22 protein-coding genes and 1 tRNA gene are annotated in these 18,680 nt (G+C 46.6%); 15 read left to right on the forward strand and 8 right to left on the reverse strand.

The features are described from left to right. The first annotated feature begins 11 nt into the window (after positions 1-11). The 8 genes from M1E06_RS03140 to M1E06_RS03175 all read left to right on the forward strand — a co-directional run bounded on the left by M1E06_RS03140 (position 12) and on the right by M1E06_RS03175 (position 7,408). A complete protein-coding gene (locus M1E06_RS03140; protein WP_020453062.1) occupies positions 12-1,472 on the forward strand; it encodes a tetratricopeptide repeat protein in 1,461 nt (486 codons plus the stop codon). Positions 1,473-1,638: 166 nt separating this feature from the next. Then, a complete protein-coding gene (gene trxB, locus M1E06_RS03145) occupies positions 1,639-2,589 on the forward strand; it encodes a thioredoxin-disulfide reductase (RefSeq protein ID WP_020453061.1) in 951 nt (316 codons plus the stop codon). 420 nt (positions 2,590-3,009) lie between these two features. Next, positions 3,010-3,474: an 8-oxo-dGTP diphosphatase gene (locus M1E06_RS03150; RefSeq protein ID WP_003185583.1), complete on the forward strand. Its 465-nt coding sequence runs from the start codon at positions 3,010-3,012 to the stop codon at positions 3,472-3,474. A 21-nt stretch (positions 3,475-3,495) separates the two neighbouring features. Continuing rightward, positions 3,496-4,383, forward strand: a complete 888-nt coding sequence (gene rapZ, locus M1E06_RS03155) for an RNase adapter RapZ (RefSeq protein ID WP_020453060.1) — start codon at positions 3,496-3,498, stop codon at positions 4,381-4,383. 1 nt (position 4,384) lies between these two features. Continuing rightward, on the forward strand, positions 4,385-5,338 hold the full coding sequence (locus M1E06_RS03160; protein ID WP_041817328.1) for a gluconeogenesis factor YvcK family protein: 954 nt from the start codon (positions 4,385-4,387) through the stop codon (positions 5,336-5,338). Between the two features lie 28 nt (positions 5,339-5,366). Further along, complete coding sequence (gene whiA, locus M1E06_RS03165; RefSeq protein WP_020453058.1) at positions 5,367-6,317, forward strand: DNA-binding protein WhiA; 951 nt, start codon at positions 5,367-5,369, stop codon at positions 6,315-6,317. 17 nt (positions 6,318-6,334) lie between these two features. Then, on the forward strand, positions 6,335-6,604 hold the full coding sequence (locus M1E06_RS03170) for an HPr family phosphocarrier protein (protein WP_020453057.1): 270 nt from the start codon (positions 6,335-6,337) through the stop codon (positions 6,602-6,604). A 45-nt stretch (positions 6,605-6,649) separates the two neighbouring features. Then, positions 6,650-7,408: an arylamine N-acetyltransferase gene (locus M1E06_RS03175; RefSeq protein ID WP_020453056.1), complete on the forward strand. Its 759-nt coding sequence runs from the start codon at positions 6,650-6,652 to the stop codon at positions 7,406-7,408. A gap of 65 nt (positions 7,409-7,473) precedes the next feature. Here the strand turns inward: M1E06_RS03175 and M1E06_RS03180 are convergent, their stop codons facing one another. From M1E06_RS03180 to M1E06_RS03190, 3 genes are all read right to left on the reverse strand, one after another. Further along, positions 7,474-7,749 (reverse strand): barstar family protein, encoded by a 276-nt coding sequence (locus M1E06_RS03180; protein WP_020453055.1) that lies wholly within the window; start codon positions 7,747-7,749, stop codon positions 7,474-7,476. Positions 7,750-7,753: 4 nt separating this feature from the next. Further along, entirely contained in the window at positions 7,754-8,209 is a 456-nt protein-coding gene (locus M1E06_RS03185) for a ribonuclease (protein WP_020453054.1), read from the reverse strand. 254 nt (positions 8,210-8,463) lie between these two features. Beyond that, complete coding sequence (locus M1E06_RS03190; protein WP_020453053.1) at positions 8,464-9,159, reverse strand: ArsR/SmtB family transcription factor; 696 nt, start codon at positions 9,157-9,159, stop codon at positions 8,464-8,466. An 88-nt stretch (positions 9,160-9,247) separates the two neighbouring features. Here M1E06_RS03190 and M1E06_RS03195 point away from each other — a divergent pair, with 88 nt between their 5' ends. Continuing rightward, the gene (locus tag M1E06_RS03195) at positions 9,248-9,847 is read left to right on the forward strand and encodes a flavin reductase family protein (protein WP_020453052.1); all 600 of its coding nucleotides are present in this window, start codon (positions 9,248-9,250) and stop codon (positions 9,845-9,847) included. Between the two features lie 15 nt (positions 9,848-9,862). On the opposite strand, the gene M1E06_RS03200 is transcribed toward M1E06_RS03195, so the two are convergent. Next, positions 9,863-10,834 (reverse strand): 2-hydroxyacid dehydrogenase, encoded by a 972-nt coding sequence (locus M1E06_RS03200; protein WP_020453051.1) that lies wholly within the window; start codon positions 10,832-10,834, stop codon positions 9,863-9,865. A 397-nt stretch (positions 10,835-11,231) separates the two neighbouring features. On the opposite strand from M1E06_RS03200, the gene M1E06_RS03205 reads away from it, so the two are divergent. Both M1E06_RS03205 and M1E06_RS03210 read left to right on the forward strand, forming a co-directional pair. Continuing rightward, positions 11,232-11,831 carry a beta-class carbonic anhydrase gene (locus M1E06_RS03205; RefSeq protein WP_020453050.1) on the forward strand — a complete coding sequence of 200 codons (600 nt, stop codon included), beginning with the start codon at positions 11,232-11,234 and terminating at the stop codon, positions 11,829-11,831. Continuing rightward, entirely contained in the window at positions 11,832-13,451 is a 1,620-nt protein-coding gene (locus tag M1E06_RS03210; protein WP_020453049.1) for a SulP family inorganic anion transporter, read from the forward strand. Between the two features lie 47 nt (positions 13,452-13,498). Here the strand turns inward: M1E06_RS03210 and M1E06_RS03215 are convergent, their stop codons facing one another. Beyond that, on the reverse strand, positions 13,499-14,476 hold the full coding sequence (locus M1E06_RS03215) for an HD domain-containing protein (RefSeq protein ID WP_020453048.1): 978 nt from the start codon (positions 14,474-14,476) through the stop codon (positions 13,499-13,501). Continuing rightward, positions 14,463-14,798, reverse strand: a complete 336-nt coding sequence (locus tag M1E06_RS03220) for a MazG nucleotide pyrophosphohydrolase domain-containing protein (protein WP_020453047.1) — start codon at positions 14,796-14,798, stop codon at positions 14,463-14,465. Before M1E06_RS03220 ends, M1E06_RS03215 begins: the two co-directional genes overlap by 14 nt. Before the next feature lie 110 nt (positions 14,799-14,908). On the opposite strand from M1E06_RS03220, the gene M1E06_RS03225 reads away from it, so the two are divergent. Continuing rightward, positions 14,909-15,484 carry an LOG family protein gene (locus tag M1E06_RS03225; RefSeq protein WP_023856348.1) on the forward strand — a complete coding sequence of 192 codons (576 nt, stop codon included), beginning with the start codon at positions 14,909-14,911 and terminating at the stop codon, positions 15,482-15,484. A 74-nt stretch (positions 15,485-15,558) separates the two neighbouring features. Here M1E06_RS03225 and clpP read toward each other — a convergent pair whose 3' ends face one another. Next, complete coding sequence (gene clpP, locus M1E06_RS03230; protein WP_003185550.1) at positions 15,559-16,155, reverse strand: ATP-dependent Clp endopeptidase proteolytic subunit ClpP; 597 nt, start codon at positions 16,153-16,155, stop codon at positions 15,559-15,561. A gap of 286 nt (positions 16,156-16,441) precedes the next feature. On the opposite strand from clpP, the gene M1E06_RS03235 reads away from it, so the two are divergent. The 3 genes from M1E06_RS03235 (at position 16,442) to M1E06_RS03245 (ending at position 17,058) form a co-directional block, all read left to right on the forward strand. Further along, entirely contained in the window at positions 16,442-16,558 is a 117-nt protein-coding gene (locus tag M1E06_RS03235; RefSeq protein WP_224067385.1) for an NINE protein, read from the forward strand. A gap of 144 nt (positions 16,559-16,702) precedes the next feature. Beyond that, a tRNA-Arg gene (locus M1E06_RS03240) sits at positions 16,703-16,778 on the forward strand. A gap of 127 nt (positions 16,779-16,905) precedes the next feature. Continuing rightward, positions 16,906-17,058 (forward strand): hypothetical protein, encoded by a 153-nt coding sequence (locus M1E06_RS03245; RefSeq protein WP_164468296.1) that lies wholly within the window; start codon positions 16,906-16,908, stop codon positions 17,056-17,058. 64 nt (positions 17,059-17,122) lie between these two features. Here the strand turns inward: M1E06_RS03245 and M1E06_RS03250 are convergent, their stop codons facing one another. Continuing rightward, entirely contained in the window at positions 17,123-18,670 is a 1,548-nt protein-coding gene (locus M1E06_RS03250; protein ID WP_216904448.1) for a glycoside hydrolase family 32 protein, read from the reverse strand. Positions 18,671-18,680: the final 10 nt, after the last annotated feature.

Genomic DNA, 18,680 nt, shown 5'->3' on the forward strand with positions numbered 1-18,680 from the left:
GGAGGGTATCTGTGGGAAAGTACACTTCTGAACACCATAAAGATTCGAGAATTGTCCAACTGTTCCAAGATGGGCAATATTTTTATCATAAAGGGCTCAAAGCATATAGAGAACGCAATTTATCCCGCGCGAGCAAGCTCATTCAGAGAGCGATTTTTCTTGAACCGGAAAACACGGGAATGCTGTCCCAACTTGCGGTTATTTACACGGAAATGGGATTTTATCAGCAATCAAATGAACTTTTGGACTTTATCCTGAAGAACATCAACGAAAAAATGACTGAATGCTACTATTTTAAAGCAAACAACTATGCGCACCTCGGTCTTTTTCACGAAGCCTACAAAGCAGCGGAGACTTATTTAAAAGAAGACCCGGACGGCGAGTTCAGCGAGGAAAATGCGGAGCTCCTTGATTTATTGGATATGGGAGAGGAAGATGAGGGCTATTCGCAGTTCGATCAGGACGACTTGATTCTGAAACAGGATCGGGCGAAATCACTGCTGGAAAATGGACAGCTTCAAGAATCGATCGTGATGCTTGAAGAAATCACTTCCGATTACCCAGAGTTTTGGTCAGCTTACAACAACCTTGCACTGGCATATTTTTATGCCGGAGACATTCAGAAAGCCAAAACGACGATTTTTTCGGTCTTGGAAAAAAGCCATGGAAACCTGCATGCGCTTTGCAATCTTCTCATTTTTTATCACTATGAACGACGGGACGATAAGGTCGAGGCGCTTTCCGAACAGCTTTCCAATGTTTATCCGATGCTGTTTGAGCAAAGGTATAAGCTCGGCGCCACGCTATCCCTCGTCGGCAGATACGATCTCGGCTATAAATGGCTGAAATCACTCTACCGCATGGGATTTGAAGGGGATGAGACCTTTTATTACTGGCTCGCCTGCTCAGCTTACTACACCGGCCGCACTCAATTTGCCCGGTCTGTATGGAAAAAGATGCAGGAAGAGTATCCGGATGACGCCCGCATGGAGCCGTGGAAAGAACGGAAGGAAAAGAAACCTGTCCAGCGGCCGCTTGAGGAGCGCCTTGCCGCGTACTATATCAGCGGAAGAAAAGGGGAAAAAGCCCAGCTGAAAGCGGTGCTTGATTCACAGATGGCAAAAACGCCGTTTGAAGATCAGTTTGTCAGGCTTGTGCTTTACGGGGAAAGCAGTGCAGCCGTTGATTCAAAAGACGCGCTTCTTGCTTACAGAACTGCGAAAGCGATTGAACAAGCGGATCAGTCAGCGATGGAACAGGAGGCCATGTGCTTTTGGATTTTTCATGTTATTCAGCAGATCAGGGCTTACGGCCTTCAGCTGAAAAATGCCGGCGGGCTTGCCGCGGCGATCTATTACATTTGGAAGACCGAGCATCAGGAGCGGCTGACAAAAGCTGAAACCGCAAAAATCTTCCATATCTCGCCCGGAACGCTTTCAAAGTATGAACGTACATTAAAAGAACATCTTTAGAAACAGGTGTGAACTTCACTGTTCAGCCTGTTTTATTATGTGAGCAAAAAAATAGCGATTATTCATGATATTTTATAGGATATGGGTAAGGAAGATATAAGAAGGGAATCTTATTTAACAGAAATGGACTGCTTGACAGCATAAGATTCATGAAGGAGTGAACATTGTGTCAGAAGAAAAAATGTATGACGTCATTATTATCGGAGCAGGTCCTGCGGGAATGACGGCAGCCGTTTATACGTCAAGGGCGAACCTGTCGACTTTGATGGTTGAAAGAGGCGTTCCGGGCGGACAGATGGCCAATACGGAGGATGTCGAAAACTATCCGGGATTTGAAAGCATTCTGGGACCAGAGCTTTCAAATAAAATGTTTGAACATGCGAAAAAGTTCGGCGCTGAGTATGCGTATGGCGATATTAAAGAAGTCGTCGATGAAGGAGACTACAAGATCGTCAAAGCGGGATCAAAAGAATTTAAAGCGCGTGCGGTCATCATCACAGCAGGCGCCGAATATAAGAAGCTCGGCGTACCTGGCGAAAAAGAGCTTGGCGGCCGCGGTGTATCTTATTGTGCGGTTTGTGACGGCGCATTCTTTAAAAACAAAGAGCTCGTCGTTGTCGGAGGAGGGGACTCCGCTGTTGAAGAAGGCGTGTACTTAACCCGTTTCGCTTCGAAAGTCACGATCGTCCACCGCCGCGATAAGCTGAGAGCGCAAAGCATCCTTCAGGCGCGCGCGTTTGACAACGAAAAAGTCGACTTTCTCTGGAACAAGACGGTCAAGGAAATTCATGAAAAAGACGGAAAGGTCGGTAAAGTAACGCTGGTCGATACGGTCACGGGCGAAGAAGAAGAGTTCCGGACTGACGGCGTCTTTATCTACATCGGCATGCTGCCGCTTTCAGAGCCGTTCAAAAACCTCGGCATTACAAATGAAGAGGGCTACATCGTGACAAATGAACAGATGGAAACAAAAGTTGAAGGTATTTTTGCAGCGGGCGATATCCGTGAGAAAACCCTTCGCCAAATCGTAACGGCAACAGGCGACGGAAGCATTGCCGCACAGAGCGTTCAGCACTATATCGAAGAGCTGAAAGAGAAAGAAAAGGCTGTAAAATAACGTATTTTTATCGTCATCATGATTTAACCGCCCTGTAACACCAGTGAAACAATTATTCGTTATGATGGGTATAGTAATTGACCCCCTTTTATAATGAATTTTATTGGCACGGATGATCTTATCCGTGTCCTTTTTTTGTTTTATTTTCCCACAAAGAGAATTTTTTACAAATTTCACAAGTTGTTCAAATTTCAATATTGAAACGTCCGTTTTTGCTGTAAAATAGAATAAAAGAACGGTTTTCGCAAGCGCTTCCATTCGCTGAAAAAGCTGTTTCTTTAAGCTTTACCCGGGAAAAGCCTTAAAGCAGTCCGGAAAAAAGCGATTTTCACGGCGGAACTGCATGTTCATTGTGAGCGGGGACAGGAAGCGGTATAATAGAAAAAAGAATTGAAGGAATAAAAGGATGGGTGACAGACTTTGCAAAGAGTGACGAATTGTGTGCTGACTTCAGGTGATAAAGTCCTGTTGCTGCAAAAGCCCAGACGAGGCTGGTGGGTAGCCCCCGGCGGTAAAATGGAAAGCGGGGAAACCGTCAGGGACGCCGTCATCAGGGAATACCGCGAAGAGACGGGTCTGTATGTGCTGAACCCGCAGCTGAAAGGGATATTCACCTTTATCATAAAAGAAAATGATCAGGTCGTATCTGAATGGATGATGTTCACATTCGTCGCCGATCATTATACAGGTAAACATGTAGAAGAATCGGAAGAAGGCATCATCAGGTGGCATCAGGCGGGAGACGTCGGGAGCCTGCCGATGGCGCCGGGAGACGTCCATATTCTGGATTTTATGCTGAAAGGCAAAGGACTGCTTCACGGCACCTTTACGTATACGCCTGACTTTGAATTGCTGTCCTATCGCCTCGACCCGCAAGGCGAATAAACATAAGAGGGGGAGAGAAGCATGAATGCGAATGGAGGCCATGATATACAGCTTGTGATCATAACCGGAATGTCAGGGGCAGGAAAAACAGTGGCGATTCAAAGCTTTGAGGATCTCGGTTTTTTCTGTGTCGATAATCTGCCACCATCTTTGCTGCCGAAATTTTTGGAGCTGATGAAGGAATCAAGTTCAAAAATGAGCAAAGTTGCCCTTGTTATGGATTTGCGCGGCCGCGAGTTTTTTGACAGCCTGATTGAAGCGCTTGACGAGATTGGGGAAACATCCTGGATTACCCCGCGAATTTTATTTTTAGATGCCAAGGATTTGGTTCTCGTTTCAAGATATAAAGAGACAAGAAGGTCCCACCCCCTTGCGACAACTGGCCTGCCGCTTGAGGGCATCCGGACGGAACGGGAGCTTCTCGAAGAGCTGAAAGGCCGCTCTCAAATCATTTATGATACATCCGATATGAAACCGAGGGACCTGCGCGAAAAAATCGTCCAGCATTTTGCGGCAGATCACGGACATACCTTTACGGTGAATGTGATGTCATTCGGGTTTAAATACGGATTACCGATCGATGCGGATTTAGTATTCGACGTAAGGTTTCTTCCGAATCCGTACTATATCGACAGCATGAGGCCGCTGACGGGAAAAGATCAGGAAGTATCTTCGTATGTGATGAAATGGAACGAAACGCAAAAGTTTCTCGAAAAACTGACCGAACTGCTGAGCTTTATGCTTCCGTCATATAAGCGCGAAGGAAAAAGCCAGCTGGTCATCGCGATTGGTTGCACAGGCGGACAGCATCGCTCTGTGACGCTTGCTGAATACCTTGCCGATTACTATAAAAAGGACTACTATACTCATGTTACTCACCGGGACATCGAGAAGAAAAGCAGAAAATAGCATGGCAGATCAGAAAAAAATCGCAATCTTTGGCGGAGGAACTGGCCTTTCGGTATTGCTCAGAGGATTGAAGCAACAGCCCGTTGACATTACGGCGATTGTGACGGTCGCAGATGACGGCGGAAGCTCGGGGAGGCTGCGCGATGAGCTTAAAATTCCCCCCCCGGGGGATATCAGAAATGTGCTCGCTGCACTGTCTGATGTTGAACCGCTTGTTGAAGACCTGTTCCAGCACCGCTTCTCTAAAGGCGGCGATTTAATCGGCCATTCATTGGGAAATTTGATTTTGGCGGCGATGACGAATATAACCGGTGATTTCTTTCACGCCGTCACTGAAATGAGCAAAGTTTTAAATGTGAGGGGAAGGGTTCTGCCCGCGGCCAATACCAGCGTTGTCCTTCATGCAGAAATGGATGACGGACAGGTCATATCCGGGGAATCGACGATTCCGTCTTACGGGAAGCAGATTAAACGGGTGTTTTTAACCCCTGAAAAAATTGAACCCGTCCCGGAAACGATTGATGTAATCCGCGGCGCCGACCTGATTATTCTCGGCCCCGGAAGCCTGTATACGAGCATCTTGCCGAACCTTCTCGTTCCGAAGATAGGGGAAGAAATATTAAACGCCCCGGCAAAAAAAGTTTATATTTGCAATGTGATGACCCAGCCGGGAGAAACGCTGTACTACAGCGCAGCCGATCATGTAAAAGCGCTTAATGAGCATATGGGCGGTCCGTTTATTGATACGATCCTCGTCAACAATGAGGAAATCCCGGACGACATCCGGGAACGCTATGCGAAGGAGCAGGCACAGCCCGTCCAGTTTAACATTGAAGATCTGTCTGCGATGGGGCTTGAGGTCATCAAAGATCAGATTGTGACATACGAGAATGGCGTGATCCGTCATGATACACATAAAGTCGCTTCGCTACTTGTTGATTTGTTAAAAGAATAGCAGGCCTTGGAATGGGGGTGTCTATAATATGTCATTTGCATCGGAAACGAAAAAAGAACTTACAAACCTTGAAGTAAAGGATTGCTGCGCGAAAGCAGAGCTCTCTGCCCTCATTCGGATGAACGGTTCATTGTCTTTCTCAAACCGAAAAGTGGTTCTCGACGTCCAGACCGAGAACGCGGCCATCGCCAGAAGAATTTACACATTGCTGAAGAAACAATACGATGTTTCCGTTGAACTGCTCGTTCGAAAGAAAATGAGACTGAAAAAAAACAATGTCTACATCGTACGCCTGATCGAAAATGCCAAGCTGATTCTTGAGGACCTGAAAATACTCGGAGACAACTTTGTCATTGCCAGAAACATCTCGGAAGACTTAGTCAAAAAACGTTGCTGCAAACGTTCTTATATGAGAGGGGCTTTTTTAGCCGGGGGTTCTGTCAATAATCCCGAGACATCTTCTTACCACCTCGAAATTTTTTCGCTGTATAAAGAGCATAATGATTCATTGTGCAGGCTCATGAATCAGTTTCATTTAAACAGCAAAACGCTTGAGCGGAAAAAAGGATACATCACGTATCTGAAGGAAGCTGAAAAAATTACCGAGTTTTTGAATGTGATCGGCGCGCATAATTCGCTGCTCCGCTTTGAAGACGTCCGGATCGTGCGAGATATGAGAAACTCGGTCAACCGGCTCGTCAATTGCGAGACAGCCAATCTAAACAAAACGATCGGCGCTTCTCTGCGGCAGGTGGAAAACATTAAGCTGATCGACGAAAGAATCGGGCTTGATGCGCTACCGGAAAAGCTGAGGGAAATTGCCCAGCTCCGCATTGATTATCAGGAAGTAACCTTAAAGGAACTCGGGGAAATGGTGTCGAGCGGAAAAATCAGCAAATCGGGCATCAATCACCGGCTTAGGAAACTGGATGAAATAGCTGAGCAGCTGCGTTCAGGACAATCTGTCTCTTTAAAATAGGGAATGGGGGAGATCGTATGGTTCAACAAAAAGTGGAAATTCTTTTGAAAACGGGGCTTCAAGCGCGCCCGGCGGCATTGTTTGTTCAAGAAGCCAACCGTTTTCAATCAGATATTTTTCTGGAAAAGGGAGATAAAAAAGTGAATGCCAAAAGCATCATGGGGCTGATGAGCCTAGCTGTCAGCTCCGGATCGGAAGTCACGCTGATCGCCGACGGTTCCGATGAACAAGATGCTCTTGCTGCATTGACTGCATATGTTCAAGAGAAAAAAGCTAAACCTTTATGAGGTTTGGCTTTTTCTCATCGATTCAAAGCGGAAGGAGAATAACCGATGACGACGATGCTTGATTCACTGTTTAAAAGGATTGGATATAAGCCCGGTCAGCAGGTGACATTTGCTGACTTGCCCGAATTTTTATCGCTGCTGGCTTTACAGTTTCCTTTTGAAAATGGCGCGGTTTTAAGAAACGAACGGATTTCGATGACGAAAACAGGGCTGACGGAAGCCTTGCTGAACAATAAAAGGGGCGGTTTATGCTATGATTTGAACGCCTTTCTTTACCATGTGCTGACTGAGCTCGGCTTTTCCGTACACATGGTTCGCGGGACGGTTTTTAATCCAAAAGAACAGGCGTGGGCGCTGACGGGAACGCATGTCGCCGTTATTCTGCGGGAAAGCGATGAAACCTATTTGCTTGATACTGGATTCGGCATCAACCTGCCGCTTGCCCCCGTTCCGTTCTCAGGTGAACCCATCACCTCAAAAACAGGAGCTTACCGTATCAGGAAAACAAAGACAGATAAAGGAGATTACCTTCTTGAAATGGATAAGGGAGAGGGGTGGCAGACCGGCTACGCATTTTCGCTGACGCCAATCGATGAAGCGGCGCTTGCGTGCGTGCGGGATGCGATTTTCGATGAGGAAGCGTCTCCCTTTAATAAAAACCCGCTCGCTTCCAAGCTGACAATGGACGGAAAGTTAATTTTGTCGAAGGATCACTTCACAAAGCAAACCGGAAGCGGTTTGACGAAAGAAGATGTGAACGCCGGAGATTTCCAGACCATTTTCGTTCAAGCCTTTTTTGACTGAAGCACCGCTGCGCGCATCAATTAAATAAGCGGACGCCTGTCTGCAGCGCCCGCTCGTTTTCTGTTTTATCCTTCTGTTTTCAGCTGAAAGCCGTCCAGAGTTTCTTCGGCTTCGCGAAAAAGCTGCAAATATGCTTCGGCTTGATCGCCCAAGTAAATCCGGCTTTTTTCGATATTCTTCCACTCGATCAGCAAAGGCATGCCGACCCAGCCGGTCAGACAATCCCACAGCGCGTCAAGGTTCTCGCCATAGTAGTCCGGAAGCTCCAGCTGTTCTTTTAATGTTTGGTGAAGGTCTGATACACTCGTGATCTTGTCTCCGTTTAAAGTGACTTGTTTCATATGATCATCTCATTCTCGTAAACGTTTTATAGTGGTCAGTTGTTTTATAAACCAGTCTGTCGTTGGAATAGACGATCCGGTCTGACCCCCGGAATCCCGATGTATAGTTGATGTCGGCTTCTCTCCATACGCGTCCGGCCGCATCTGGAAGCAGCTTTTCTCTGTTTTGAAAGATATCGCCGCCGATGCTTTTTCCAGGCGCTACTTCTGCGAGATTGCCTTTTTGCGGGTCCCACCCTAATTTTGCCGCTTCGGCTTTTGTGATGAAGTTGTCAGGCAGCCTGCCGTATTTCACGATATAGTCGGCAACACCTTCAAACGTATTAATGACCTCATTTGACTGAACGGTGCTGGCTTTTTCTGCATGCGGCCCTTCAGCTGAGCTTGTAAAAAGGTTCCCCGCCAGAAAGCCGAGCGCGAGAACAATCCCAAGCGCAAGTGTGGATAATATTTTTTTCACGGATAAAGTCCTCCCCATCTTTAGACTTTATAGCATAAACATGAAGAATGTGCCTTCATGGGATTGAACAGCCGCATTTCCTCATTTCCATTCCGTCTGTAATCATATTGAATTGTACCTCAAAACATGCTCAGAAATCATTATAGTATTGTAAATTTTCCATGAAACCCGAGGACGGGAACGGATCGCCGCGGTTTCCTATTTGACTCCCGGAATGTTAGTCAAGATTTGAAGAAAAAACCAACTGCTTTTCATCAGTTCTTTTCAATGGAAATATGAAATAGGCGGTAAAGTTCCTTTGCGCCCGCGGGCGTGACTGCAACGGCCCGTGTGCGCGGGGGCCGCTCGATCCAGCCCATGCGGATAAAAGCGTCGAGCAGTGCGGAGCCCAGGGCACCGGCAATGTGATGCCGCCTTTCACTCCAATCCAGGCATTTATGGCAAAAAGAGCGCCGTTTCTTTTTGACTTCCCCAACATCGATGCCAAGTTCCTTCAAAAATAATTCTCCTGCTTCAGTCACGGTAAAAGCCGTCTCTTCATCTTTCAACACGCCCATCTCCACGAGCCGCTCCGCAAGTGTGACGCCGAGCGATCCAGCCAAGTGATCATAGCATGTCCGCGCTTTTCTGACCGCCCGATCTTCGGCTGACTGCCGGAAAGAGCGAATTTCAGCAGGGGGGGCTATGTTGAGCAGAGTTTCCAGTGATTGTGCAACCTTGCCATCTTTGAGCCGGTAATAGCGGTGCCGTCCTTGCTTCCGGCATGTCAGCATTTCGGCGTCAAGCAGTTTGGAAAGGTGAAAGCTTGCTGTCTGCTGTTTGATTCCCGCATACCCGGCCAGCTCGGTAGCTGTATAAAACCGGTCATCAAGCAATGCGGTTAAAATCGCGGCCCGCGACGGATCGGTGACAAGCTTGGCGACCTCGGCGATATTCGGATTCACGGTCATGACACTTCCTCCTAAAATGTAATCGATACTTCGATGTTAATTGAAATATTGGAGAATTACAATAAAAGCATAAAAGGAGGAGACCGATATGCATCAAAACAGCAAAATTATTCAGCCAAGCATTTTATACTACGGAACACCCGTCATTTTGCTCAGCACGCTGAACGAAGACGGTTCCACGAATCTCAGCCCGCTTTCCTCTTCTTGGGCGCTTGGGGATTCGATCGTACTCGGCGTCGGCACCGGCGGCAAAGCATTGGAGAATTTAGAGAGACAAGCCGGATGTGTCATCAATGTGCCGGATTCATCTTTATGGAGCAATGTAGAACGGCTCGCTTCCTATACCGGCAAACGATGCGTTCCAGAAGAAAAAAAGCGGCTCGGCTTTACATACCTTAAAGAAAAGTTTGCAGCCGGCGGATTTACGGCAGCAGATTCCCTGGCGGTGAAACCTGACAGAGTCGCCGATTGTCCGCTTCAAATTGAAGCGGAAGCCGTCAATATCCGCATTCCGGAACATTCACCGTATTTTGCCGTCATTGAAACAAAAGTGCTTCATGTGCACGCACATGAAGCGATTATAAAAGGGGAACACCACATCGATCCTCAAAAATGGGGGCCTTTAATTTATCTTTTTAGACACTATTTTGGTTTAGGACGCGAGCTCGGCAAAACATTCCGGGCCTGAATGTAAGAATGTGCGTCATCTCAGTTCTTTGACTATATCTTTTGGCTGTCTGCCCTGAAGACCGTCAATCAGGTTTTGGACGGCGCTTTTCAGCATGTTGACGTGTGTGACAAGAGTGGATGATCCAATGTGGGGAACGAGGGTCACATTGGAAAGGCTTAGGAGCGGATTGTCTTTTTCAATCGGCTCCTTTTCAAATACATCAAGTCCGGCTCCTTTAATCCATCCTTCTTTCAGCGCTTGAATCAACGCTTGTTCGTCAACGGTTTTGCCGCGGGAGATGTTGATGAAAATGGATGACGGTTTCATTTTTTTGAATTCAGCTTCGCCGATAAGGCGGTATGTCTCATCTGTGAGCGGTGTGATCAGAACAATGAAATCCGAGCGTTCCAACAATTCATGAAAGCCCGTATAAACCGCGCCGGTTTTTTTCTCTGTGTCGGGTTTGCGGCTGCGGCTGTAATAGAGCACTTCCATATCAAAACCCAAGGCCGCCCGTTTGGCGACTTGTTCTCCGATTCGTCCCATTCCGATGATGCCGAGCGTCCGGTGATGGACATCGCATCCGAACAAGCTTTCATCATCCTCTGATTTGGTCCATTTTCCATCGCGGATGTAGCGGTCGAGCTCGGCGATTCGCCGCGCTGAGGAAAGGATCAGACCGAAAGCGAGGTCTGCGACTGTGCCGTCAAGAATGTATGGTGTGTGAGTGCCGATAACCGATTTTTCTTTCATTGCTTCAATGTCAAAGTTGTCATAGCCGACGGAGTTGTTGCTGACGATTTTTAACTTCGGCGCATTGCATAATAATTCACGGTTGATTTTTGTCCCCGAGGTCAAAAGACCGTCTGCTTCCTTGATTTTTTCGAGCAGGGTTGATCTGGGAATGCGCTCGCGCGAAGTCCAAATTTCATATGTGCAGTGTTCGGCGAGCATCTCTTCGATTTCTTTTGGGACCGGTTTTGTGACATATACAAACGGTTTCATCTGCATTCTCCTTCCGCGTATCATCTGCTTCTATTATAGAGGAAAAACGGCTTCTATAAAAATCAAAGTCTGTTCCGAATAAACGCAGGACTATCAGCTCAATTATTGTTGTTTAGAAAATCATAGATACTTATTTCAGTTTTTTAATTTATTTTAATGCATTTTTATAACTATAAATCCAAATATTAGATGTTCTATTTTGCTTCCAGTTCTATTTTTATAGGTGAAGAACAGTGTAAATTTTATTATTTTAGAAAGATATAAAATTAGACTTTTTAAAATATTCAGTACATTTATAGTGAATTTTTTGATTCGAATCCAAATCGAAAAACCATGTGCTATAATTCGGCTGTAACAATATCAAGGTCATATGACTATGAAAAGGAGTGAGAGAGAAATGGCGATTTTAACTTCCATTTTGAAGCGAAATCAGTCTTTTGTAGAGGAAAAGGGGTACGAGTTTTATGAAACGACAAAATTTCCGGAGAAGAAACTTGTGATTTTGACATGTATGGACACGCGTTTATTAGAACTGCTCCATCATGCAATGGGGTTAAGAAATGGAGACGCAAAAATCATTAAGAATGCGGGGGCCGTTGTTTCTCACCCTTTTGGAAGCGTCATGCGCAGCATTCTTGTGGCTGTCTATGAGCTGCAGGCTGAAGAAGTCTGCGTGATCGGCCACCATGAGTGCGGTATGGCAAGCCTGAACGCTTCATCTATCCTTCAAAAGGCCAAACAGCGGGGGATTGATGATGGCTGTCTCGAACTCCTGCAGCATTCAGGCATCGACTTGGACACATGGATGACGGGCTTTGACAGCGTTGAAGACAGCGTCAGCCACAGCGTGAACATGGTTCGGAATCATCCGCTGATGCCTTCAGACGTTCCGGTGCACGGATTGGTGATTGATCCAAAGACCGGCCGTTTGGATGTTGTGGAAGATGGTTATTCACGTGAAGACGTTTTGCTTTCGGAAATGGGGAGGATAGATTGAATGTTACGTTTTTCAGGCAGATTTGAAGGATACAGCCTTAAACGGTTTCAAAAAGATATTGTAGCAGGAATGGTCGTTGGAGTCGTCGCAATTCCGCTTGGCATGGCTTTTGCCATAGCCTCGGGGGTGAAACCGGAACACGGTCTTTACACAGTGATTGTCGCCGGTATTTTGATTTCGCTTCTCGGCGGGTCGAAATACCAGATTGGCGGACCGACAGGCGCCTTTGTTCCGATCCTGTTCGCTATTGTGCTCCAATACGGATTTGAGAATCTGCTGATTGCCGGTTTTATGGCCGGAGTGATTCTCGTCATTTTAGGGCTGCTAAAACTCGGCAAGATTATCAAGTTTATTCCGCGGCCGGTGATCATCGGATTTACGGCCGGCATCGCAGTGATTATTTTCACCGGAGAAATCGCCAAGTTTTTAGGTTTGAGGAATGTTGAGAAGCATGAGAGTTTTTATATGAATATGCGAGAGGTTGTCATCAACCTGAACACGCTCAGCTTCTACAGCATTTTGACGGCTGTCGTATCGCTCTTCTTTGTGCTGTTTACGCCAAAGATTCTGCCGAAAGTGCCGGGAGCGCTTGCAGGCTTGCTTGTATCGACGGTCATGGCCACGATGCTGTTTCCTGAACAGGTGGTAACGATCGGCTCAGCTTACGGCGAAATTCCGCGCAGCTTGCCGAGCTTTCAATTTCCTGAATTGTCATTGGAAAAAATCATTTACCTGCTGCCTCCCGCTCTTGCGATTGCGATGCTCGGCGGAATCGAATCGCTGCTTTCCGCGATGGTGGCAGACAATATGAAGGGAACAAGGCATGACAGCAATAAAGAGCTTGTCGGCCAGGGGATTGCGAACATTGCCGCACCGCTGTTCGGCGGAATTCCGGCGACAGGCGCGATTGCCCGTACGGCAACCAATATTAAAACGGGTGCTGCTTCTCCGATTTCAGGGATCGTGCACGGCGTGTTTGTTTTATTGGTCCTGCTTTTGTTTGCGCCATACGCTTCCCTTATCCCGCTTGCAAGCATGTCGCCGATTTTAATGGTGGTCGCTTGGAATATGAGTGAGCGGAAAGAGTTTGTAAACATTTTGAAAATTAAGAATTCCGACTCTGCCGTGCTTGTCGTCACATTTCTTTTAACGGTTTGGCAGGACCTTGTATTTGGGGTGGCGGCCGGGATCCTGCTGGCGATCATCACCTTTATCGTCAGAATGAGCAAATCGTTCCGCATTAAAAAGGATGTGTCTGAATCGATCGTCCAGTCGGCTGCTGCAGCGGAAGAAAAGAAATTCCACCGCTCTGTCAGCATCTATTCTGTTGAAGGCCCGCTGTTTTTCGGCTCATCGAATTCATTGGAGGATTCAATTTTGGACAAAGGCCACCCGCCAAAACTCCTCATCCTGCTTATGAACAAAGTAGACTATATGGATTCTTCCGCAGAAGGCAGCTTGATGACGATCGTCAACCGTGTCCACCAGCAAAACGGCAAAGTGATGATTGTCGGGCTGCAGCAGCAGCCGCGTGAGCTTCTTCATAAAACAGGGCTGTTTCATAAAATCGGCAAAAAGCATTTTGTCGACAGGCCTGAACAAATATTTGACGTGACATAACTGAAGAAAACCGCCTGTTCCGGGCTGACCGAAGCAGGCGGTTGCTTTTATTCGGCGGCTTTTACATATGTGCCTTTTTTCATTGCGGCTATTGCCGTTTCTTTCATCAAAAGGACGTCTTTTGAAAGTGTGGAGGCGGGGACTTTTCTTCCGTTAACGGCGACTTTTGGATCGATCCATCTTACCTTTAAAGTTTGATGAAAAGTAAAATCGTCTTCGTCTCCTTGCTTAACGCTCTGGCTCGCTGTACTGAGCCTTTCAAGCGTTTCCCGGAAGCACGCTTTTTGCTTTAGCATCGCAAGCAGTTCCGTGTCGGTTTTGAAAAAATCGCGTCCCGTGATGATACGCATGTCAAGCGCCTTTTTCAGCATTTGGCTGAGTGTACAGAGCGCATATACATTGAGGGGATTCATAAAGAAGTCAATTACCTCTTGATAGTAAAGGCGGGTGAACCATTCGGCGTGCTCTGTCGAAGTGCAGCAGATTTCGCCTTCGACAACGGTCAGTCCGGTTTCTAAAAATCGTCGAATCTCTTCTTGGTCGCCAAACCCGTAGGCTAAAGAGTCGCGAAGCGTGTAATCGATGCGATCCGCACATAATGAAGGAGCCGGCTGCTCCAGCAGCGTCCATTTTTTTTCATCGTATAAGATATCTTCATCTTTGAATCCGTATGTATCCAGAATCCAGGGGATATCAGATTGCTTGACCCATTGCCGAAACATCTGTTCATGGTAATCTTCGTTTTCCATGTTAAATACATCATCAGCCACATGGGAAAATGCCGTATGGGAAACATCGTGAAGCAAACCTGCAATTTGTTCTTCAAGGCTTCCGCCAAGCCTGCGGATCAAAAGCATAACCCCGATGCTGTGTTCGCAGCGGCTGATGTTCCATGCGGGATTGACGAGAAAGCATGCTCCGCCTTGGTGAATCCCATTTAGACGCTGAACGGCTTTTGAATGAATGAGGTCTGTCAGCACAGGCTCCAAATCTGCCTCGCCGTAAAGGCGGTCATTGATCTTCATGATGCTCTCCTGCAAATCTTTTCGTCAGTTTGCGGCGGTGGGCATCCATCATGTCTTCCAATGAAACATCGTATATGCCGGCAAGCATAATCAAATTCCCCATCACATCGCCCATTTCTTCGATCAGTTCCTTTTTCAGTTCAGCAGCCGGCCGTTTTGCTTCATCAGGACGGTCTCTTCCGATTTCGTATGCCCTGACCGCTCTCGCCAGTTCACCGGCCTCTTCCATTAAAAATCCCATCCGGATGAAAGGTCCGTATTCGCTCCATCCCCTTTTCCGATAAAATGTCTTTGTCCATTGCTCCGCGTCTGTGATTGTCATAAGTCTACACTCCCATTTAGAAATTCAATTATATTATCGCACACGGAACAAACAATATATAGTACAATGTTAATTGCTTTTATCAATATATGGAGTTGGAGTGAGCGAAAGTGAAAACGGTATGCGTATATTCAGGATCAAATATGGGGACGGACCCGGCGTACAAGAAGAAAGCTGCAGAGCTTGGTGTTTATATTGCCGAGAAGGGGCTTCGCCTTGTTTATGGAGGATCGAGAATGGGATTGATGGGCGTGATTGCGGATACCGTATTGAAAAACGGCGGGGAAGTTGTCGGCGTTATGCCGAAAGGACTTTTTACAGGGGAAATCGTTCATCAGCAGCTGACAGAGCTGATCGAAGTGAGCGGCATGCATGAGCGCAAAGCGAAAATGAGTGAATTAGCTGACGGCTTTATCGCGATGCCCGGAGGCTTCGGTACGTTTGAAGAGCTGTTTGAAGTGCTTTGCTGGGCCCAGATCGGCATTCATCAAAAGCCGATCGGACTTTACAATGTGAACGGCTATTTTGACCCACTTCTTAAAATGCTCGAATACAGCGTTCAAGAGGGCTTTTCGAATGAATCGCACCTTCAGCTGATTCATGCTTCGGCGAGCCCCGCGGAATTGATCGGGAACATGAATGATTATCGCTACCCTGTCCTCGAGAAAAAGTGGAAGGATTTATAGAAACTCTTACATAATGAGCGGAGGTACGGTAACATAAAAAAGCTGCCGATGACTTCGGCAGCTTTTTTTGCTGTTTACTTCTGTGCGTCGATATTGCGTGTGAGCACTTTATCAATCAGGCCGTATTCTTTTGCTTCTTCAGCCGTTTTGAAGTTGTCACGGTCTGTATCGCGCTCGATCACTTCAAGCGGTTGTCCAGTGCGCTCTGCAAGAATTTTGTTCAGTTTGTCACGCAATGAAAGAATGCGCTTCGCGGCAATTTCGATTTCTGTTGCCTGACCTTGCGCTCCGCCAAGCGGCTGGTGGATCATGACTTCACTGTTTGGAAGAGCGTAGCGCTTCCCTTTCTCGCCGGCTGCGAGAAGGAACGCACCCATAGATGCCGCCATTCCCGTACAAATCGTAGAGACTTGAGGTTTAATGAACTGCATGGTGTCATAAATCGCCATGCCGGCTGTGATAGAGCCGCCAGGGCTGTTAATATAGATGCTGATATCTTTTTCTGGATCTTCGGCTTCAAGGAATAGAAGCTGAGATACGATGGAGTTCGCAACATTGTCATCGATTGCTGATCCCAGCATAATGATACGGTCTTTCAACAAGCGTGAGTAAATGTCATACGCTCTTTCCCCGCGGTTCGTCTGTTCAATGACTGTAGGTATTAAATTCATAATGCTCCTCCTTCACCTTAAAAGGTAAGTATGTAGTTTAATCATACATTTTTGGTCAATAAAGGTCAAACAAAAAGCCGCCTTCATTAAAAAGACATACTGGGGTTTATTTTTCCCATTTTAAAGGACATTCAAACAAAAGATCAACTTTACAGAGGAAAGTATAGAAAAATGGGGTCTAAGTCCATTGATCTTCAATTTAATTTATAGGAAAAAAGGAAGCCGGTTATATATGTGAACGCAGACAAGAGCGCTCAGAGCTTCAAATAAGAAGAAACCAAAGCTGATCGGGTTTCTCGGCGTTGTTGCCGCTCATAGATTTTATCTCGACGAGAGAACAGGCTACGCTGTAGCCATGCTGCTTCTCAACTGGATTAGATTTGGTCTTTTATTGACGGTATGATCTGCCTTGTGAAAACAACGGACGAATTAAATAAAGAAATCGAGTATAATCTAAACCTGCATTGTTTCGAGCAAGAGATTGTGATTGACTTTTTAAAGGACAGACCTTATAATATAAATTGCTGACGTTAAAAAATTATATTGTGCGCTCGTAGCTCAGCTGGATAGAGCGGTGGTTTCCGGTACCACGTCTGCCGGGGGTTCGAATCCCTCCGAGCGCGTTTTCAAGACAAGGGTTTGGCATTAGCCGCCCTTGTTTTTTTTGTGCACTTTTAGTCGTATTTGACTCCCCGGAAGCATATATCAATTGGGGTTACTCGTGATGACTAGACGAAGGGGCGGGGTTAAATGGACAAAAAACACAATTATTTTATACCGTCAGGACTGTTGATTGGATTAGGCATCGGGATAGTATTCGACCATCCGGCACCGGGGCTTTTGATCGGCCTCGGGGCGGGGATTTTGTTGTCTGCTGTTGTGCCGAAACGAAACGGAAAGTGAGCTGGAAGGCTCGCTTTTTTGCGCTTTTACAACAACGGGCGGCCGCTTGGCCGCCCGTTGTTGTTTAATCGTGGATTGAACGCATATGTTTGATCTTTAGATTTTCAAAGACGGCCGTTCCATTTTCGGTAAAGAGCGTGATACCCGTATCATTCAGGTCTGGAAATGCAAGGTTTGAGTGCGTCGTTTCGCCGTCATCAATAAACGCTTCGACAGTGTTTTGATCTACGATGATTGTGAAATGCACCCGCTTTTTTTCCGGATCAAACGGTGCTTTGCTTTCCAAATAGGTGCGGGTGCTGTCAGGCTGTCCTGTAAATCCTCTGTTCACAAAAGAATAACCGCCTTCAGCCGAAATTCCTACATCGATATGGCGTTTTCGATCCGCGGATTCTCTTAGCCTGAATCCCGCGTTTTTAAGATCAGCCCACGAGATATCCGCCTCAAGCTGATAGGTATTTGCCTTAATCTGAAGCGTTTTTGATCCGTTTACTTCAATGCGCTCAAACTCATCTGTCGATTCGGTTAATTCATCCAATTGATCGATTGGATGAGAGGCAAGGCTGTATTGATTTCCGACTTTATGTTTAAGCTGAATTTGCCGGACGATCGAATCGGTTCCGTTAAAGCCGTCTTTCCATGTCGGCGTCCGGTTTGCATAATCCCAGTTATTCATCCACGCCAAAGCATAGCGTTTCTCGTACGGATCGTCTGTTTCGCCGTCCTCAAATGTCACGCCCGCATACCAGTCAAAGCCGTAATCAAGCCACTGAGGTTCCGCTTCGTCCGCGGTAAATTCGTTGCCGTTGAAGCTGCCTGTCCAGTATGCATAAGTATTCGGCTTGCCGGCACCTTTTCCATTTGCGCTTGCTCCGAGAACCCATTTATATGTTCCGTCATCCGCCCGCATTTTGAATAGATCCGGACATTCGATGATGCCGATATTTTCTGTTTGAAAACTACTTGTATAACGCCATTCCTTCAGATTTTGTGATTCGTAAAAGCCGATTTTCGTTCCTTCAGCCAGCGCCATCACCCATTTATCATCCTCTTCATCCCAGATCACTTTCGGATCTCTGAAATCGACGGTGTCCGGATTAGGCAATACCGGCTCTTCACCGTAAGGTTTAAATGTTTTTCCACCATTTTGGCTGTACCATAAAAATTGTTCTTCCTTCCCGTCATTGGCCGAGGGCTGCGTCATTATCGCCACGATCGCCCCTTTGCCGAAGCCGGCTGTGTTTTGTGAGTCGACAACGACAGAACCGGACCAAGGATCGCCGTTTTTATTCGTATATTTCGGAATGGCAACCCCTTGATCCTGCCAGTGGACGAGATCATCTGACACCGCGTGGCGCCACTCTGTCCCATTGCCGTCCGGATAGTCCCGGTTATAGAGATAGTAGTAATGATATTTTCCATTGAAATAGACGGGCTTTTGAGGGTCGTTTTTCCACTTGTCAGGGGTTGTCAAATGGAAAGCCGCGCGATATTCCGGTGTTTCCGGGGATTCTCCCTTTTTTTCTGTTTCCCGGTCTGAAACCAATATCATGATGAAGATTCCAAGACAAACAGTTAAAATGCTAATCCGCTTATATACTGTCTTCTTCAAGAAAATTCCC

This window comes from Bacillus sp. AK124 (assembly GCF_053903085.1).

Coding starts and splice junctions, on each gene's coding strand:
- M1E06_RS03195 (WP_020453052.1), top strand. CDS start 9,248: ATGCATCAAAACAGCAAAATTATTCAGCCAAGCATTTTATACTACGGA.
- M1E06_RS03190 (WP_020453053.1), bottom strand. CDS start 9,159: ATGACCGTGAATCCGAATATCGCCGAGGTCGCCAAGCTTGTCACCGAT.
- M1E06_RS03200 (WP_020453051.1), bottom strand. CDS start 10,834: ATGAAACCGTTTGTATATGTCACAAAACCGGTCCCAAAAGAAATCGAA.
- clpP (WP_003185550.1), bottom strand. CDS start 16,155: ATGAATTTAATACCTACAGTCATTGAACAGACGAACCGCGGGGAAAGA.
- rapZ (WP_020453060.1), top strand. CDS start 3,496: ATGAATGCGAATGGAGGCCATGATATACAGCTTGTGATCATAACCGGA.
- M1E06_RS03215 (WP_020453048.1), bottom strand. CDS start 14,476: ATGAAGATCAATGACCGCCTTTACGGCGAGGCAGATTTGGAGCCTGTG.
- M1E06_RS03160 (WP_041817328.1), top strand. CDS start 4,385: ATGGCAGATCAGAAAAAAATCGCAATCTTTGGCGGAGGAACTGGCCTT.
- M1E06_RS03180 (WP_020453055.1), bottom strand. CDS start 7,749: ATGAAACAAGTCACTTTAAACGGAGACAAGATCACGAGTGTATCAGAC.
- M1E06_RS03175 (WP_020453056.1), top strand. CDS start 6,650: ATGACGACGATGCTTGATTCACTGTTTAAAAGGATTGGATATAAGCCC.
- M1E06_RS03205 (WP_020453050.1), top strand. CDS start 11,232: ATGGCGATTTTAACTTCCATTTTGAAGCGAAATCAGTCTTTTGTAGAG.
- M1E06_RS03220 (WP_020453047.1), bottom strand. CDS start 14,798: ATGACAATCACAGACGCGGAGCAATGGACAAAGACATTTTATCGGAAA.
- M1E06_RS03245 (WP_164468296.1), top strand. CDS start 16,906: ATGGACAAAAAACACAATTATTTTATACCGTCAGGACTGTTGATTGGA.
- whiA (WP_020453058.1), top strand. CDS start 5,367: ATGTCATTTGCATCGGAAACGAAAAAAGAACTTACAAACCTTGAAGTA.
- M1E06_RS03210 (WP_020453049.1), top strand. CDS start 11,832: ATGTTACGTTTTTCAGGCAGATTTGAAGGATACAGCCTTAAACGGTTT.
- M1E06_RS03170 (WP_020453057.1), top strand. CDS start 6,335: ATGGTTCAACAAAAAGTGGAAATTCTTTTGAAAACGGGGCTTCAAGCG.